Origin of the sequence: Amycolatopsis solani, assembly GCF_033441515.1 — a bacterium.
Taxonomy (GTDB): Bacteria; Actinomycetota; Actinomycetes; order Mycobacteriales; family Pseudonocardiaceae; genus Amycolatopsis; species Amycolatopsis solani.
Genome location: NZ_JAWQJT010000001.1, coordinates 3,852,560 through 3,869,110, shown reverse-complemented (window position 1 = coordinate 3,869,110; position 16,551 = coordinate 3,852,560). Strand labels below are relative to the sequence as shown.

The window sequence follows — 16,551 nt, the reverse complement described above, 5'->3', positions numbered from 1 at the left end:
CGTGGGTGCGTGAGCCGGGTCCGGGCCCGCGGCTGGTGCACGTCAACGCGACCGCGACCGGCGGCGGCGTCGCCGAGCTGCTGCACGGGCTGGTCCCGGCGCAGCTGGCGAGCGGGGTCGACGCCGGCTGGGCGGTGATCGCCGGGGACGACTCGTTCTTCGCGTTCACCAAGTCCCTGCACCACCTGCTGCACGACCGGGGTGCGCCGCGGATCTCCGCCGCCGACCTGGACCACTACCGGGCGGTGCTGGCGCCGCAGGCGGCGTGGCTGGCCGCGCGGGTGGGCCCGGGCGACACCGTGGTGCTGCACGACCCGCAGGTCCTCGGCTTGGCCCCGGCTCTGTCGGCGGCCGGTGCCCGGGTGGTGTGGCACTGCCACATCGGGACGGACGCGCCGGGCGCGGCGGGACCCGAGGTGGTGTGGCGGGCGTTCGCGGCCGAGTTGTCCACAGTGGACGTCGTCGTGACGGCGCTGGCGGCGTACGCGCCGCCGGGACGCCCGGTCGCGGTGTGCGCGCCCGCGTTCGACCCGAAGGCGGCGAAGAACCGGCCGATGAGCGCCGCGGAGGCGAACGGGCTGCTGGCCGAAGCCGGGCTGACGGCGGAGGGTGCGAGCGAACTCGCCGTCGCCGAGCAGGACGGGCCGATGCCCGCCGGCGCGCGGATGGTGCTGCAGGTTTCGCGGTGGGACCCGCTCAAGGACATGCCCGGGGTGCTGCGGCTGCTGCCCGGCCTGCCCGGCGACGTCCACCTCGTGCTGGCGGGCAACGACCCCGAAGAGATCCCGGACGACCCCGAAGGCCTCGCCGTGCTCGCCGAGGTCCGGCGGCTGCGGGCCGAACTGCCCGCGTCCCTCCGGCGGCGGGTGCACCTCGTGCGCACTTCGCAGCGCGACCCGGAGCGCGCCGCGCTGCTGATCAACGCCCTGCAGCGGCGCGCCGACGTCGTCGTGCAGAAGAGCCTCGCCGAGGGGTTCGGGCTCACCGTCACCGAAGCGATGGCGAAGGGACGGCCGGTCGTCGCGGGACGCGTCGGCGGGCTGTGCGCGCAGATCGAGCACGGCCGGACCGGGCTGCTGGTCGATCCGGCGGACACCGCGGCCGTCGCCGACGCCGTGAACGGACTGCTTTCGTGCTTGCGGGAACGCGAGCGCATCGGCGCGGCCGCGGCCGAAGCGGCGGCGGCCACCTACCCGATGGACCGCCTGGTCGCGGACTACCGCGCGGTGGCGGCCCGGATCCCGGAAGGGGCGGCACGATGAGGACCGGAGTGGTCACCGCGGCGGGCGGGCGGATCGGCTCGGCGGTGGCCGGGCGGCTGCTCGACGCCGGCGTGGTCGACGAAGTCGTGGCGGTCGACGTGGTCGAGCCGGCGGTTCCCGCCGGTGCCAAGGGTTTCGTCTGCGACCTGCGTGAAGCGTCCGAAGTGGACAAACTGGCGGCCGCGCTGCCCGGCGAGCTCACCGTGCTCGTCAACGTGCTGGGCGGCGAGCGGCGGCCGCACCTCGAACCGGTCGACGACGCGACCTGGCCGCCGGAAGCGGTGTTCGACGACATCTTCGCGCTCAACCTCACCACGGCCTACCGCGTGACGAAGGCCCTGCGCGAACGCTTCGGCCGCGGCTCGGCGATCTGCAACGTCAGCTCGATCGCGGCGAACATGCCGTGGGTCGTCTCGCCCGCGTACGGCGCCGCGAAGGCCGCGCTCGAGCACTGGAGCACCTCGCTCGCCGTCGCGCTGGCGCCGGCCGGGGTGCGGGTGAACACCGTCCGGCCCGGGTTCGTCTGGAGCAAGCAGTGGCAGGACGTCAGCCGCGCCGAGTTCGACGAGGTCGTCGCCGACCGCGTCCCGCTCGGCCGGGAGCAGACCGCCGGCGACGTCGCCGACGTCGTGGCGTTCCTCTGCTCCCCCGCGGCGAAGCACATCACCGGGCAGGGCCTGGACGTCGACGGCGGGGCGACCCTGGTGCGGAGGGCACGATGAGGCTGATGGCGGTGCACGCGCACCCGGACGACGAATCGAGCAAGGCCGCGGCGACGCTCGCGCGGTACGTCGACGAGGGGCACGAGGTCCTGGTCGTCACCTGCACGGGCGGTGAAGAGGGCAGCATCCTCAACCCGGCCATGGACACCCCGGAGGTGCGCGCCGACCTGACCGCGGTCCGCCGGGACGAGATCGCCCGCGCGATCGAGGTGCTCGGCGTGGAGCAGCGGTGGCTCGGGTTCGCCGACTCCGGCTGGCCGGACGGCACCCCGGTGCCGCCGGGCCGGTTCGCGAGCCTGCCGCTTTCGACGTGCACCGAGCGGCTGCTGGTGGAAATGCGCGAGTTCCGGCCGCACGTGGTGATCACCTACGACGAGAACGGCGGCTACCCGCACCCGGACCACATCCGGGCGCACGAGGTGGCGGTCGCGGCGTTCGAAGCGGCCGGCGACGACCCGGACTGGCAGCCGCTGAAGCTCTACTACGTCCACGAGTGGTGCGGCAAGAAGATGGCGATGTTCCACGAGGCGCTGCTCGAAGCGGGCTTGGAATCGCCGTACCACGAGTGGCTGAAGGAGTGGGACACCAAGCCGGACGTCTACGCCCGGATCACCACCCGGGTGCCGTGCGCGGACCACTTCCCGCGGCGTGACGCGGCGCTGCTCGCCCACGCCACCCAGATCGACCCGGACAGCCACTGGTTCGCCGTCCCGCTTGAGCTCCAGCGGCAGCTGTGGCCGACCGAAGATTTCGAGCTCGCCCGTTCCCGGGTGGGCGGCTCTGGGCCGGAGGACGACCTGTTCGCCGGCATCGAAGTGCGGAAGGGGTAACGATGAACACCGTGGAACAGTGGTTCGACCCGATGGACCCGTGGTCCTGGGTCGTGTCGCGGTGGCTGCTGGAGGTCGAGCAGGTCCGGGAGATCGACCTGCGGTTCCGGGTGATGAGCGTGTCGGTGGTCAACGCCGACCGCGAGATCCCCGAGCAGTACCTCGACGACCCGGAGGCCTACCTCAAGCGGATGCAGGCGGCCTGGGGCCCGGTCCGCGTGGCGACGGCGGCCGCCGACCAGCTCGGCCCGAAGGTGCTGCGCGACCTGTACACCGCGCTGGGCAAGCGGATCCACGAAGAGGGCAACAAGGACTTCCCGGCGGTGATCTCGGCGGCGCTGGACGAGCTGGGCCTGCCGCCCGAGCTGAACGACGTCGCGGCCACGGATTCGGCCGACGACCAGGTCCGCGCGAGCACCCGCGAGGCGATGGACGCGGTCGGCATCGAGATCGGCACGCCGATCATCCGCATCGACGGCGCGGCGTTCTTCGGCCCGGTGGTCTCGAAGATCGCGCGCGGCGAGGACGCGGGACGGCTGTTCGACGCGCTGGCGACGCTGGCGGGCTTCGAGCACGTTTCGGAGATCAAGCGGGCCCGCATTTCGGAGCCCGACTTCTCCTGAGGGCCGGTCCGAACGTAGTGAATGACTCATTCCTGTCGTCTGACGACAGGAATGAGTCATTCACTACGTCTGCACCAGGCGGCCGCGGGCGACGACCAGCCGCACGTCGGCCAGCACCGACGTCGAGGTGCGCGGATCGCCGTCCACCACGAGCAGGTCCGCGCTCAAGCCCGGCAGGACCCGGCCCGTCACCGACGACAGCCCCAGGATGTCCGCCGCGCCCGACGTCGCCAGCTCCAGGACGCGCTCCGGGCTGAAGCCCAGCCACTCGTACATCCCCAGCAGGCCCGCGTATTCGCCGAACACGGCGTTGCGCACCCCGCCGTCGGATCCCGGCAGGATCGGGACGCCGAGCGCGTCGAGCCAGGCGATCCGGTCGAACAGCGGCCGCGCCGCCGCTTCGCCGAGCGTCGCACGCTGCACCAGCCAGTCGCGCGGCCCGGCCGTGCAGCACGCGGCGATCCCGGCCGCGGCCATCCGGCGCGCGATGTCTTCGCGGCGCTGCCACTGCCCGTCGCCGGCCAGCCAGTAGCAGTGCTCGATCGTGTCCGCGCCCGCGTCGACCGCGAACTCGATCGACTCCGTGCCGTGCGCGTGCGCCGCCACCGGCAGGCCCAGCGCGTGCGCCTCCGCCACGACCGCCTTCACCTCGGCCGGCGTGAACTGGGACTCCCACATCGCCGCGCCGCCCGGGGTGAGGCTGCCGCCGCTGGCCATCACCTTGATGACGTCGGCGCCCGCTTCCGCGTTGGCCCGCACCAGCTCCCGCATCGCCGCTTCGCCGGACACCTCGCCGCCGAAGAACCAGCAGTGGCCGCCCGGCGGGGTCAGCGGGGCCAGCGCCGCCAGGATGCGCGGGCCCGGCCGGGTGCCGGCGTCGATCTCGCGGCGCAGGCCGGCCACCCGCGGGGGCCGGTCGCCGAGGTCGCGGACCGTCGTCACGCCGGAAGCGACGAGCCGCGCGGCCCGCTCCGCCATCCCGGCTTCGACTTCCCCCGGACCGGCGGCGAGCAGCGCCCCGACCGGGTCGTGGCCGCCGTCCATGGCCAGGTGCACGTGCCCGTCGATCAGGCCGGGCACCAGCGTGGCGCCGGGAAAAGCCAGGCGCCGCGCGGATTCCGGGGCCACCACGGACTCGCGCGGGCCCGCCGCGGCGATCTTCCCGTTCACCACCAGGACGGCGGCGTCCGGGACGCAGTCACCGAGCGGGCCGCGCAGGAGCCTGCTCACCTCGATCAGCAGCGGCCCCGGAGCACTCATGCCACGGACGATAGCAACGGAACGCTGCGCGCCACCCGGCCTTTCAGGTCGCAGAGCAACGGCCAAGAAGTCGCGAAGTTCAGCCGCGCGAACCCCTGCCCGCCGCGCCCGAACGACTCGCCGGGGCTCAGCTCGATCCCGGCGTTCTCGCGCACCACCGACGTCGGGTCCGACCAGCCGAACGCCCGGAAGTCCAGCCACGCCAGGTAAGTGGCCTCGGGCAGGTGGTAGCGCACCATCGGCAGCTCGGTCCGCATCGTCTCGGCGACCATGTAGCGGCTGCGGTCGAGGTAGGAGACCGTCGCGTCGAGCCACTCGTCGCCTTGGGTCCACGCGGCCACCGTCGCGGCCGCGCCGAAGATGTTGACCGAACCGAGCAGGCCCGCCTGGACGTCGATCACCGCGTGCATCCACTTCGGACCGAGGTGCGCCACTGCGCAGCGCAGCCCGGCCAGGTTGAACGCCTTGCTGGCGCCGTACACGGTGATCGTGCGCGCGCCCATTTCCGTGCTCAGCGAAGCGAACGGGATGTGCCGGTGCGGCGCGAACGTGAGGTCGGCGTGCAGCTCGTCGGAGACGACCAGCATGTCGTTGCGCTCCACCGCGGCGGCGAGCGCGGTCAGTTCCCCGCGGGTGAACACGCGCCCGGTCGGGTTGTGCGGGCTCACCAGCAGGAGCAGCTTCGCCCCGGCCAGCGCCGAGTCCAGCTGCCCGGCGTCGAACCGCCAGCCCTCTTCGGTGTCCTCCATGGGGATCGGCACGACCCGGCGGCCCAGGCTGGTGATCATCTTGGTGAGCGGGCCGAACGCCGGGGTGTGGATGGCGATCCCGTCGCCCGGCCGCGTCGCCGCTTCCAGCACCACGCGCACGGCTTGCGCGACGTTCGTGAACTCGCGCACGTCACCCGGGTTCACGAACCAGCCGTAGCGGTCGGCCATCCGGTCGACGAAGGCTTCGCGCACGGTCCGCGCGCCCGTCGGCCAGTCGGGGTAGCCGAAGTCACCGCTCGAGATGAGGTCGTGGAGGGAGTCCCGGATCGGCTCGGCGACCGGGAAGTCCATGTCCGCCACCCACGCGGGTACCACGTCCGGGCGCACGACCTGCCACTTGGCCCCGGGACGGGACCGCAGCTCGGGTTCCGTCAGCGCCGAGAACTGCTGGTGCAGCCGCGATCGCGCCGCCGGCAACAGCGTCGCGCTCGCCTGCTCGATCGTCATGACCGTACCTCGTTTTCGTTTCCACCCAGTGAGTGTTGCCTGCTCGTATGACGGCTCGGGCGTGCAGAACTCATCGGTACCGGGCGAAAAATCCCCTGCCCGCGACGTTTTTCCTGGTCAGGGCATGGGAAGAGCCCGGCCGCGGCCGGGCTCTTCTTTTCGGGAGCGGAGTTTCAGCCGTTGCCGGCCGGCTTCCCGCGCTCCAGGTTGAGCGTTTCGGGCGCGGCGTGCGCGACGGTGAACCGCGCCGCCAGCTCCGGCGGCAGGTATTCGGCGAGCCGGTCCACCGGGACCCACTCCGAGCGGTCCAGCCCGTTGCGGCCGAGGGTGAGCCGGATGTCGTCGTCGGCGAGCTCGCCGCCGTCGAAGACGTAGAGGAACTCGTCGCCGTCGTCGCCGGGGACCCAGTCGACGACGACCAGCCCGGCCGGCTCCCGGTCCAGGCCGAGGTCCTCGCCGAGCTGGCGCCGCGCGGCCGCGGCCGGCGACTCGCCGTGCCCCACCAGCGCGCCCGGGATGTCCCAGCCGTTCTCGTAGATCGAGCGGTGGAGCAGCAGCACCGTGTCACCGCGGGTGAACAGCGTCCCCGCGCAGACCCGCGGCGCGGGCGTGGGCTCGGTCATGGATCCTCTCCTTCCTGGCCGCGCCGCTACGCGAGCGGCACGGACTGGGCGAACCGGAACAGCCCGCCCGGGTCGTAGTGCGCCTTGACCTCGCGCAGCCGGGCGAGGTTGGCGCCGTAGTAGGCCGAAGGGGCGTCCTCGAGGTCGGGATCGGGGAACCCCGGGTAGGCGCCGCCGGTGCCCCACGGGCGCGTCAGGTCCCACGAGCGGTGCAGCCACTTGCGCGAGTCGGCGGGTTCGAGGTCGGCGTCGAGATCGGCGGCGTGCTTGAGCAGGTACCGCGCGTCCCGGTGCGGGAAGGCCGTCGCGGCCGCGTCGACGTCGTTGTACGCGCCGCCCGAGGGCAGCAGCTCCAGGGAGCGGCCCTCCCCCGGCTTGCGCCCGTCGTCGAACTCGGCCAGCAGCGCCTCGACGACGTCGGCGGGCAGCGGACTGCCGATGAACTCCGACCGGCTGTACAGGTGCGCCCCCGGGTGGTCGTCGCCCGGCCCGTTCTCCGCGAGGAACGCCTTGGTTTCGCGGTAGGGCAGGGTGACGCGGGTGTCGGTGACCGGCTCGGGCAGCGAGCGCACGAACTCCGCCACCGACTCGGCGCCGCCGGTCAGCGTGCCGAACAGGTGCGTGACGGGCTCTTCGGCCGGGTTCGCCGACGCCGTCACCATCAGGCTCGGGGCCACTTCGCGCGGCGCGCCGTCGAGCCACTCCTGCCAGGCGAGCACCAGCGCGGAGGCGTGCTCGCGGCCCCAGGTGAGGTGGAAGCTGGTCGCGTCCGGCGCGGGCACCGGGTCGAAGACCAGCCGCGTCACCACACCGAAGTTGCCGGTGCCGGCCCCGCGCAGCGCCCAGAACAGGTCCGGGTCCCGCTGCTCGGAGCAGGCCACGACCCGGCCGTCCGCGAGGACGACCGTGGCCGCGCGCAACCGGTCCAGCGCGAAGCCGTACCGGCGGCCGAGGATGCCCATGCCGCCGCCGAGGGCGTGCCCGGCCAGGCCGACCGTCGGGCCGCAGCCGGCCGGGATCGTCCGGCCGTGCGGCGCCAGCGCGTCGTAGGCGTCGGCGAGCCGGGCGCCCGCGCCGACGACGAGCCGCCCGTCTTCGACCGACGCCGTCGCCATCGGGCGGGTGTCCAGCAGGATCCCCGTGGTGGACGAATGCCCGGCGAAGTCGTGGCCGCCGCCGCGCACGGCCAGCGGCAGCCCGGTTTCGCGGGCCGCGGCCAGCGTCACCGCGACGTCGGCGTCGGTGGTGCAGCGAACCACCGCGGCCGGGCGGACGGTGTCGTACCGGGCCATTTCGGGGCGGCGGGCCTCGTCGTAGCCGGCCGAAGCCGGCGTGAGGAGCTCACCCGCCAGCCGCCGCTCCAGCGCGTTCCAGCGCACCAGCGTCGTCCTTCCTCGCGGTCAGGCAGCTTCGTCCGTGCGTTCGGGGGCGCCGGCCGTGTCCGCGGGGGCGGCGGCCGGCGAGACCGCCGCGACCGGCCGGCTGCGGAGCAGCAGCAGGAAGGTGACGATCGGCAGGATCCCCATGATCTCCGCCATGATCGAGTACCCGCCGGAGCCGAGCAAGGCGGTACCGCCGATGGTGCCGGTCGCCGAGACGCACCAGACCACGGCGTCGACCGCGCCGACGACCTGGCCCTGCCCGTTCGAGGACAGCGTCGTCGCGAGCGTGCGGCTGCCCGCCATGAACCCGAGGTTCCAGCCGTAGCCGAGCAGGAACAGCGAGAAGGAGCCCATGTGCGCGTGGGACATCGTGGAGCTCGCGCCGATCGCGGCGGCGACCACCAGCACCGCGAGGCCGGCGAACATCACCTTCCGCGCGCCGATCCGGTCGATCATCCAGCCGGTGAGCGGGGCGAAGAGGAACATGCCGCCCGCGTGCGCGGCCAGCGCGGTGCCCACGAAGACGAGGCTGCCGTCCTTCAGGGTGATGTCCATCGGGGCCGCGGTCATGATCGCGACCATGATGAGCTGGCTGACGATCATGACCAGCAGCAGCATCCGCGCCGAGCCGGAGCGGAACACCGAGCTCAGCACGGCCAGCTGCGAGCCTTCCGGGCGCGGGGCCTTGTGCCGGGGCAGCGTGATCCCGCCGAGCCCGGCGACCGCGCTGACCACCGCCGCGAGCAGGAACGGCCCGGACAGCTCGGGCAGGCCGAAGCTGCCCATCAGCGAGCTCATGGGGTACAGCAGCAGCGGCCCGCCGACCGAGCCGACGGCGCCGGCGGCGACGACCAGCCCGAGCGCGTACCCGCTGCGATGCCGCGGGTAGAGCTCGGCGGCGGCGTACCGCGAGACGATCGAACCGCCGACGCCGAGGCCGAGCACGAACATCCCGGCGTCCAGCAGGGGGATGTTCTCGATCAGCGTCGCGGTGAAGCAGATCAGGCCGCCGAGCGTCCCGACGGCGAAGGCGACCATCAGGCTCGCCCGCCAGCCCAGCCACGAGGTGGCGCGCACGAGCAGCAGCGCCCCGAGGCCGGTGCCGAGGATGGTCAGCGTCTGCGGGAACGCGCTCCACATGACACCGACGTACGGTTCGGCCCAGATGGTGCTGGTCGGCGCGACGGCCGCCATCGCGGCGTTCATCAGCGTGGCGGTGGTGAACAGCGCCAGCATCCCGCGACGGCGCGCGGACAGCTCGGCCCGGGTCGCCGTGTCGGCCGGCGGTACTCCGGCGGCTCCCAATCCTGGTGACACGACTTCCTCCCGGCATCGGCGTCAACCACCTCATCGTGCGGGAGCACCGCGACCGGCTCATCTCCCGCCTTGCCGAGCGGCGGACCGCACCGTGGGAGTAGCGGAGCCGGGGTGCGGGGCACTCACCGCTGATCAACGGGCCGTCGGGCCCTTCACGGCACGTGCCCGGGTGGGGACTGCGCGCGACCGCCCGGGGCGGTGGACCGCAACGTGGGAGAAGTCGCCGTGCGGTGAAGGGGACCGCAAGCGAGGAGTAGGGCGCCGTCCGGTGCGCTGCGAGCCTGGACCGGGGATGCGAGGGGAGTACGACGAGTGGACGACAGACCTGATCGGGCGAGTGCCGTCCCCGCGGGTGACGAGCGGGCGTTCGGCAGGCTGCTCGAACGGCACCGCCACGAACTGCGCGTCCACTGCCACCGGCTGCTCGGCTCGTACGACGAGGCCGAAGACATGGTGCAGGAGACCTTCCTCCGCGCCTGGCGCAAGCGGGCGCAGTACGCGGGCCGCTCGACCTTCCGCGCGTGGCTGTACCGGATCGCCACCAACTGCTGCCTCGACCACCTCGCGCGGCAGCCGGAGACGGACGAGCTCGACGGGGGCCCGGAGCCCAGCACGCCGGGCGCGGACGCCGCCGTCCTCGCCCGGGAGGTGCTCGAGCTGGCGTTCCTCACCGCCCTGCAGCACCTGCCGCCCAAGCAGCGCGCGGTGCTCGTCCTGCGTGACGTGCTCGGCTGGTCGGCCAAGGAGTGCGCGGACGTGCTCGAGATCAGCGTCGCTTCGGCCAACAGCGCGCTGCAGCGGGCGCGTTCGACGATGAAGCGGCACCTCCCCGGCGCACGCAGCGAACGGACGCGGCCGCCCGGCGCGGAACGGGTGCTGCTCCGCCGGTACATGAGCGCGCTCGACCGGTCCGAAGTGGACGTCGTGGCGGAACTGCTCGACCAGGACCGGCCGGCGGCCTGACGCGCACGTGAAGAGACGCGCCGGCGGGCGGGACTGTGGAACCGTGCCCGCATGCGGCGGATGCTGGTCACGGGCGGAGCGGGGTTCATCGGCGCGAACTTCGTGCTGGACACGATCGAAAGGCGGCCGGACGCGGAGGTGACCGTGCTGGACGCGCTCACCTACGCGGGCAACCGCGACAGCCTGAACGCGGTCGCGGACCGGATCACCTTCGTGCACGGCGACATCTGCGACGCGGCGCTCGTCGACCGGCTGGTCGCCGGCGCCGACACCGTCGTCCACTTCGCGGCCGAGTCCCATGTGGACAATTCGCTGCACGATCCCTCGCCGTTCGTCCGGACGAACATCCTCGGCACTTTCACCATCCTGGAGGCGGTCCGCAAGCACGGGCGGCGGCTGCACCACATCTCCACCGACGAGGTGTTCGGCGACCTGCCGCTCGACGCGGTCGAGCAGTTCACCGAGGAAACCGCCTACGACCCGTCGAGCCCCTACTCGGCGAGCAAGGCGAGCTCGGACATGCTGGTCCGCGCCTGGGTCCGCTCGTACGGCGTCGAGGCCACGCTTTCCAACTGCGCCAACAACTACGGCCCGTACCAGCACGTCGAAAAGCTCATCCCCCGCCAGGTGACCAACCTGCTCACCGGCACCCGGCCGAAGCTCTACGGCGCCGGCGCCAACGTCCGGGAATGGACCCACGTCGCCGACCACAACGACGCCGTGCACCGGATCCTCGACGGCGGCCGCGCCGGCCACACCTACCTCATCGGGTCCGGGGACGAGCGCAGCAACAAGGAAATCGTGGAACTGATCCTCGAACTTTCCGGGCAGCCGACCGACGCCTACGACCACGTCGCCGACCGCCCGGGCCACGACCTGCGCTATTCCAACGATTCCACCAAGGTGCGCACCGAACTCGGCTGGCAGCCGCGGTACGCGGATTTCCGCGCCGGACTGGCCGCCACGCTCGATTGGTACCGCGAAAACGAATGGTGGTGGAAAACGCAGAAAACGGACACCGAGGCGCGTTACGGGATTATCGGGCGGTAGCTCGCAATCGCGAAGACGCGTCCGCGGAACCGGGCGCCGTACGTTTGTCCACCGGAGCACCGTACGGCTAGCCCGAAGGAGTAGGTCGTGAGTAAAACGCTCTGCCAGACGTGTGGGGACGTGGAGGTCCGCAAGTTCCTCTCACTCGGCCAGCAGCCTTCGTTCCATTTCCCGGCGAATCGGGAAGAAGCGGAGAACGAACGCCTCTGGCCGCTCGAACTGGGTTTCTGCGAACAGTGCAGCCTGGTGCAGGTCTTGGAGTCGGTCAGCGAGCGCATCCTGTTCTCGGGCGACTACCACCACCTGGCCGGCCTGACCGCCGGTTACCACGAGCACCTGCAAGGACTCGCCGACACGCTCGCGGGTCTGTTCGACTCGACCGACGGCCGGTCCGTCGTCGAGTTCGGCAGCAACGACGGCAGCCTGCTGGACAAGCTGGCCGCGCGCTCGTTCGACGTCCTCGGCGTCGACCCGGTCGGCCAGGTCACCGCGGCCGGCTCCCAGGTCGTCAAGGACTACTTCAGCTCGACCGTCGGGGCCGGCCTCGCCGCCACCCGCGGCAAGACCGACCTCGTCGTCGCGCTCAACGTGTTCGCGCACGTCACCAACCTGCACGACGTGCTGGACGGCGTGACCTCGCTCCTCAAGGACGACGGCCTGTTCGTCACCGAGTCGCACTACCTCGTGGACCTGCTGGAGACCCTCCAGTACGACTTCGCCTACCACGAGCACTCGCGGTACTACTCGGTGACGGCGCTGGACGAGGCGTTCCGGCGGCACGGCCTGGAGACGGTCAAGATCGAGCGGATCCCGACCCACGGCGGGTCGATCCGGGTCTACGCCGGCTTCGTGGGCGAGCACGAGGTCGACCAGTCGGTCATCGAACTGCGTGAGCTCGAGGACTCCCTCAAGCTGCGCGACTCGATGATCTACACGCAGTTCGCCGAGCGCGTCGAACAGCACCGCGAGAAGCTCAACGAGCTGGTCCGGTTCCTCAAGAACACCGGCGCGCGCGTCGCGGCGGCGTCCGCACCCGGGCGCGCGGTGACGATGCTCAACTACTGCGGCCTCGGCCCGGACGACATCGACGTGGTCTCGGAGATCAGCCCGCGCAAGATCGGCAAGCTGTTCCCCGGCACGCACATCCCCATCATCAGCCAGCAGGAGCTGGCCGGGGACAACCAGCCGGAGTACGCGCTGCTGATGTCCTGGCACATCGCCGACGAGGTCATCACCAACCTCCGCAACGAAGGCTTCCGCGGCACGCTCATCGAGCCGCTGCCGGAGCCGCGGATCCTCGAGCGCTGACGCGCCGCCCGCCGTACGGGAGCCCGGTGGCCCCGTCCCTCTCCGGAGGGGCGGGGCCTCCGGCGTTCCGGCGCACGGCGGCCCGGCTTGAGATGTAGTGAATGACTCATTCCTGTCGTCGGACGACAGGAATGAGTCATTCACTACATCGGTCCCGGCGGGCATGCAGCGACCCCGCCACCACGAGGGTGACGGGGTCGCCGGCGGTAAGCGCTAGCTCGCCCGGGGCGCGGGGATCCGCGGGGGCCGGGCCCGGCTGAACCGGCGCATCATCGGCGTCTCGACGAACCGGTACAGCAGCCACCCGACGAACAGGGTGACCACGAACAGCCCGATCAGCACCAGGATCGCGAGCGGGGTGCTCAGCACCGCGTTGCCCATCAACGACCGCAGGTAGAAGATCGTCACGCCCTGGGACAGGTAGAACCCGAAGGACACGTTGCCGAGCCAGACGGCGACCCGGCCGCGCAGCCGCGTGCGCGTGCCGTGCAGGTCCGCGTTGGCGAACGACGCCACCATCACCGCGATCGGGATCAGCGTGGCGAAGTTCAGCGAGAACTGGAACGGCACGAACATCGAAGCGACGTACCCGACGACCATGAACACGACCGACACGGCCGGCTTGATGCCGATCCACTTGCCGGCCAGCACGATCCGGGCCAGCACCGCGCCCAGCACGAACTCGAACAGCCTGCCGACCGGCAGGAAGTAGCCGAACCAGTACTGCAGCGGTGAAATCGGGATGTTCGGGTTGGCGCCGTCGCTCGGCACGACGAACGTCGCGACGAGCTGGTAGGCGAACAGCCCGGCCACCATGATCCCGGCCCACAGCCAGAGGCGGCGGACGTCCATCTTCAGGATCGGGCGGATGATCAGCGGGAACAGCACGTAGAACAGCAGCTCGCCGCCGAGCGACCACGACGGGGTGTCGACGCTCATCGCGATGCTGAAGTCCGGGAACCACGGGTGGATGAGGAACAGGTTGGGCAGCCACGCCTTCCAGCTGGTGTAGGCCGCCGCGAACAGCACCATCGCCGCGACCCACATCGCCAGGTGGTTGGGGAACACCTTGACGAGGCGGCGGCGGATGAACGCCCGCGCGCGCTCGCCGGGTTTCACCGACCAGGACAGGACGAACCCGCTGAGCACGAAGAAGAAGGAGACGCCGACGAAGCCGCCGGTCCCGAAGATCGCGCCGTACCACTTCGCGACGTCCACGTCGGCGAACGGGTTGATCGGCCCGGTCGGCAGGGCCGGGTTCATCATGATCCCCGTGTGGAAGAGGAAAACGACGAACGCGGCGTAGAACCGCAACCCGGTCAACGAATCGAGTTTCCTCGGTGCCCCCAGGTGGTGGGGCTCGAGGGGGACTTCCACAGTTTGCGCCATGCCGGCTCCAAGTCGTGATGACAGCCGAAGCTGATGTTCCGGTTTCACCCTCCCCGCGCCGTGCGGTGGCGGCGTCTTCCCGCGTGCCGCCCTCGCGCGCAACCTCGAAGGCGCGCGGACCCGCCGTCCTCTGCGATAGTCGGCGGTACACCGTACTTTGGGCGTGGAGGCCGGAAAAATGACCACGATCGACCTTTCCGATTTCGAAGGCTTCTGGGCCAAGCCCCTGGACTACCGGCACGCCGCCTTCGACGAGCTGCGCGCCCGGCCGGGGCTGCCGTTCTTCGAGGAGCCGGAATTCGGCTCGCTGCCGCGCGGCCGCGGCTACTACGCGGTGACCAAGATGGACGACGTCCTCTTCGCCAGCCGCAACCCGGGCACGTTCATCTCCGGCAAGGGCAACGCCACCCCGGTCGACATGCCCGCCGAGTTCCTCGACCAGTCGATGATCTCGATGGACGACCCCCGCCACGCCCGGCTGCGGCGCATCGTTTCGCGCGGCTTCACCAACAAGAAGATCAGGTCGCTGCACGACAACGTGGCCCAGGTGGCCAAGGAGATCGTCGACGAGGTGATCGACCGCGGCGAGGTCGACGCGGTCGAGGACATCGCCGCGAAGCTGCCGCTGCGCATCATCTGCGACATGATGGGCGTCCCGGAAGCCAACCAGCAGTTCGTCTTCGACCAGACGAACAAGATGATGGGTGTCCAGGACCCGGAGTACGTCCCCGAGGGCGAAGACGCGTTCGAGGCGCTGTTCAAGGCCGTGCAGGAGCTGACCAACCTGCTGCACGAGCTGGCCGCCAAGCGCGCCGAAAACCCCACCGACGACATGATCTCGCAGCTGATGACCGCCGAGGTCAACGGCGAGTCGCTCACGCCGAACGAGCTGGCGCAGTTCTTCATCCTGCTCACCGGCGCCGGCACCGAGACCACGCGCAACGCGATCGCCTGGGGCATCCACCTGCTCACGAAGCACCCCGAGCAGCGTGAGGCCTGGCTGGCCGACCTCGACGGCGTCACGCCGACCGCGGTGGAGGAGATCGTCCGCTGGACGACCCCGGTCATCGCGCAGCGGCGCACGATCGCCGAGGACGCCGAACCGGTCGAGCTCTCCGGCCAGCTGCTCGTCCCCGGCGACAAGGTGATGATGTACTACTGGGCCGCGAACCGGGACCCGAAGTACTTCACCGACCCCGCGGGCTTCGACGTGCGCCGCGACCCGAACCCGCAGATCGGGTACGGCGGCCCCGGCCCGCACTTCTGCCTCGGCGCGCACCTGGCGCGACTGGAGATCGGCGTGATGTTCCGAGAGCTGCTGACGCGGATCCCGGACCTGCGCTCGACGGCGGAGCCGGCGCGGCTGACGTCGCCGATGATCAACGGCATCAAGCGCCTGCCGGTGGCCTTCACCCCCGGCGGTGCGCGGTAACCACCAGCTCCTGCCGGACGTGCCCGGGCGTCGAGGTCCGTGAGTTCCTCTCGCTCGGGCGGCAACCAGCCTGCCTGTTCCCGGCGGACCCGGCGGCCGAGCCGGCGTGGCCGCTCGACCTCGCGTTCTGCCCGCGCTGCGGCCTGGTCCAGATCGTGGCGCCGGTGGGTGAACGCGTGCTGTTCGACGGCGACTACCACCACCTCGACGGGGTGACCGGCAGCTACCGGCGGCACCTGCGCGGCCTGGCGGCGGACCTCGCCACCGCGTACCCGCGCGCCTCGGTCGTCGAGATCGGCAGCAACCACGGGGTCCTGCTCGCCGAACTGGCCGCTCGCGGGCTCGACGTGCTCGGCGTCGACCCGAACGGCTTCGGCGCGGCGCCGGTCGTGCGGGAGTTCTTCGGCGCGGAACTCGCCCGGCGACTGTCCCCTGTGGACATCGTCGCCGCGGTCAACACACTGGCCTACGTCGAGGACCCGGGCGGCTTCCTCACCGGGGTGCGCGCGATCCTGCGTGACGGCGGGGTGTTCGTCTCCGAATCGCACTACCTGCCGGATCTGCTCGAGACACTGCAGTACGACTTCTTCTACCACGAGCACCCGCGGTACTACTCGCTGACGGCGCTCGAAGCGGCGTTCGCCCCGCACGGGCTGGAGGTGTTCCGCGTCGAGCGGATCCCCACGCGCGGCGGATCGATGCGCGTCCACGCGGGCTCCCCCGGCGAGTCCGAAGTGGACGAGTCCGTCGCCGCGGTGCGGGAATTCGAGAAAACCCTGGCGCTGACCAGTGAGGTGACCTACCGGAAGTTCGCCGCGCGCGTGGCCGATCACCGCGACCGCCTGCGCGGCCTGCTCGCCGAGGTGACGCGGGACGGCTCGCGCGTCGCGGCCGCGACGTCACCGGCTCGGGCGACGACGTTGCTGACCTACTGCGGGCTGGGCCCCGCCGAGCTCGAGTTCGTCTCGGAGGTCAACCCGCGCAAGATCGGCCGGTTCTCACCGGGCGCGCACCTCCCGGTGGTCGCCCAGGAGCGGCTGTGCGGGCCGGACCAGCCGGAGTACGCGCTGCTGCTGTCGTGGCACATCGCCGATGAGCTGATGTCCCTGCTGCGCGCCGACGGGTTCCGGGGGCGGTTCATCGTCCCGCTCCCGGAACCCGTCGTCGTCTGAG

General features: G+C 71.5%; 15 protein-coding genes and 1 pseudogene. 10 read left to right on the top strand and 6 right to left on the bottom strand.

Features of this window, described 5'->3' with window-relative positions; all coding sequences use genetic code 11:
• The first annotated feature begins 5 nt into the window (after positions 1-5).
• The 4 genes from SD460_RS18390 to SD460_RS18375 are packed head-to-tail and all read left to right on the top strand — an operon-like array spanning position 6 to position 3,437.
• Positions 6-1,262 (top strand): glycosyltransferase, encoded by a 1,257-nt coding sequence (locus tag SD460_RS18390; protein WP_318306418.1) that lies wholly within the window; start codon positions 6-8, stop codon positions 1,260-1,262.
• On the top strand, positions 1,259-1,984 hold the full coding sequence (locus SD460_RS18385) for an SDR family NAD(P)-dependent oxidoreductase (RefSeq protein ID WP_290058853.1): 726 nt from the start codon (positions 1,259-1,261) through the stop codon (positions 1,982-1,984). The genes SD460_RS18390 and SD460_RS18385 overlap by 4 nt, the downstream gene beginning before the upstream one ends.
• Before the next feature lie 5 nt (positions 1,985-1,989).
• Positions 1,990-2,814: a mycothiol conjugate amidase Mca gene (mca, locus tag SD460_RS18380; RefSeq protein WP_290058854.1), complete on the top strand. Its 825-nt coding sequence runs from the start codon at positions 1,990-1,992 to the stop codon at positions 2,812-2,814.
• A gap of 2 nt (positions 2,815-2,816) precedes the next feature.
• Complete coding sequence (locus SD460_RS18375) at positions 2,817-3,437, top strand: mycothiol-dependent nitroreductase Rv2466c family protein (RefSeq protein ID WP_290058855.1); 621 nt, start codon at positions 2,817-2,819, stop codon at positions 3,435-3,437.
• A gap of 63 nt (positions 3,438-3,500) precedes the next feature.
• Here the strand turns inward: SD460_RS18375 and SD460_RS18370 are convergent, their stop codons facing one another.
• From SD460_RS18370 to SD460_RS18350, 5 genes are all read right to left on the bottom strand, one after another.
• A complete protein-coding gene (locus tag SD460_RS18370; RefSeq protein ID WP_318306416.1) occupies positions 3,501-4,697 on the bottom strand; it encodes an amidohydrolase family protein in 1,197 nt (398 codons plus the stop codon).
• Positions 4,694-5,914, bottom strand: coding sequence for a MalY/PatB family protein (locus SD460_RS18365; RefSeq protein ID WP_290058857.1), 1,221 nt, complete (start codon positions 5,912-5,914; stop codon positions 4,694-4,696). The genes SD460_RS18370 and SD460_RS18365 overlap by 4 nt, the downstream gene beginning before the upstream one ends.
• Positions 5,915-6,087: 173 nt before the next feature.
• Entirely contained in the window at positions 6,088-6,537 is a 450-nt protein-coding gene (locus SD460_RS18360; protein WP_290058858.1) for an NUDIX domain-containing protein, read from the bottom strand.
• Positions 6,538-6,563: 26 nt separating this feature from the next.
• Positions 6,564-7,916 (bottom strand): FAD-binding oxidoreductase, encoded by a 1,353-nt coding sequence (locus SD460_RS18355; protein WP_318306415.1) that lies wholly within the window; start codon positions 7,914-7,916, stop codon positions 6,564-6,566.
• 21 nt (positions 7,917-7,937) lie between these two features.
• Entirely contained in the window at positions 7,938-9,236 is a 1,299-nt protein-coding gene (locus SD460_RS18350) for an MFS transporter (RefSeq protein WP_290058860.1), read from the bottom strand.
• A gap of 312 nt (positions 9,237-9,548) precedes the next feature.
• On the opposite strand from SD460_RS18350, the gene SD460_RS18345 reads away from it, so the two are divergent.
• The 3 genes from SD460_RS18345 (at position 9,549) to SD460_RS18335 (ending at position 12,557) form a co-directional block, all read left to right on the top strand.
• Positions 9,549-10,199, top strand: coding sequence for a sigma-70 family RNA polymerase sigma factor (locus tag SD460_RS18345; protein WP_290058861.1), 651 nt, complete (start codon positions 9,549-9,551; stop codon positions 10,197-10,199).
• 51 nt (positions 10,200-10,250) lie between these two features.
• A complete protein-coding gene (rfbB, locus tag SD460_RS18340) occupies positions 10,251-11,249 on the top strand; it encodes a dTDP-glucose 4,6-dehydratase (RefSeq protein ID WP_290058862.1) in 999 nt (332 codons plus the stop codon).
• Positions 11,250-11,336: 87 nt separating this feature from the next.
• Entirely contained in the window at positions 11,337-12,557 is a 1,221-nt protein-coding gene (locus tag SD460_RS18335) for a class I SAM-dependent methyltransferase (RefSeq protein WP_318306414.1), read from the top strand.
• A 213-nt stretch (positions 12,558-12,770) separates the two neighbouring features.
• Here the strand turns inward: SD460_RS18335 and SD460_RS18330 are convergent, their stop codons facing one another.
• The gene (locus tag SD460_RS18330) at positions 12,771-13,880 is read right to left on the bottom strand and encodes an acyltransferase family protein (protein ID WP_290058864.1); all 1,110 of its coding nucleotides are present in this window, start codon (positions 13,878-13,880) and stop codon (positions 12,771-12,773) included.
• Between the two features lie 244 nt (positions 13,881-14,124).
• Between SD460_RS18330 and SD460_RS18325 the strand changes: the two genes are divergently transcribed.
• The 3 genes and pseudogenes from SD460_RS18325 (at position 14,125) to SD460_RS18315 (ending at position 16,550) form a co-directional block, all read left to right on the top strand.
• Positions 14,125-15,378 carry a cytochrome P450 gene (locus tag SD460_RS18325; protein WP_290058865.1) on the top strand — a complete coding sequence of 418 codons (1,254 nt, stop codon included), beginning with the start codon at positions 14,125-14,127 and terminating at the stop codon, positions 15,376-15,378.
• Between the two features lie 23 nt (positions 15,379-15,401).
• Positions 15,402-15,551 (top strand): annotated as a pseudogene (locus SD460_RS18320) (hypothetical protein); the annotation flags it as partial.
• On the top strand, positions 15,534-16,550 hold the full coding sequence (locus tag SD460_RS18315; protein WP_318306413.1) for a class I SAM-dependent methyltransferase: 1,017 nt from the start codon (positions 15,534-15,536) through the stop codon (positions 16,548-16,550). The pseudogene SD460_RS18320 and the gene SD460_RS18315, both read left to right, overlap by 18 nt.
• Position 16,551: the final 1 nt, after the last annotated feature.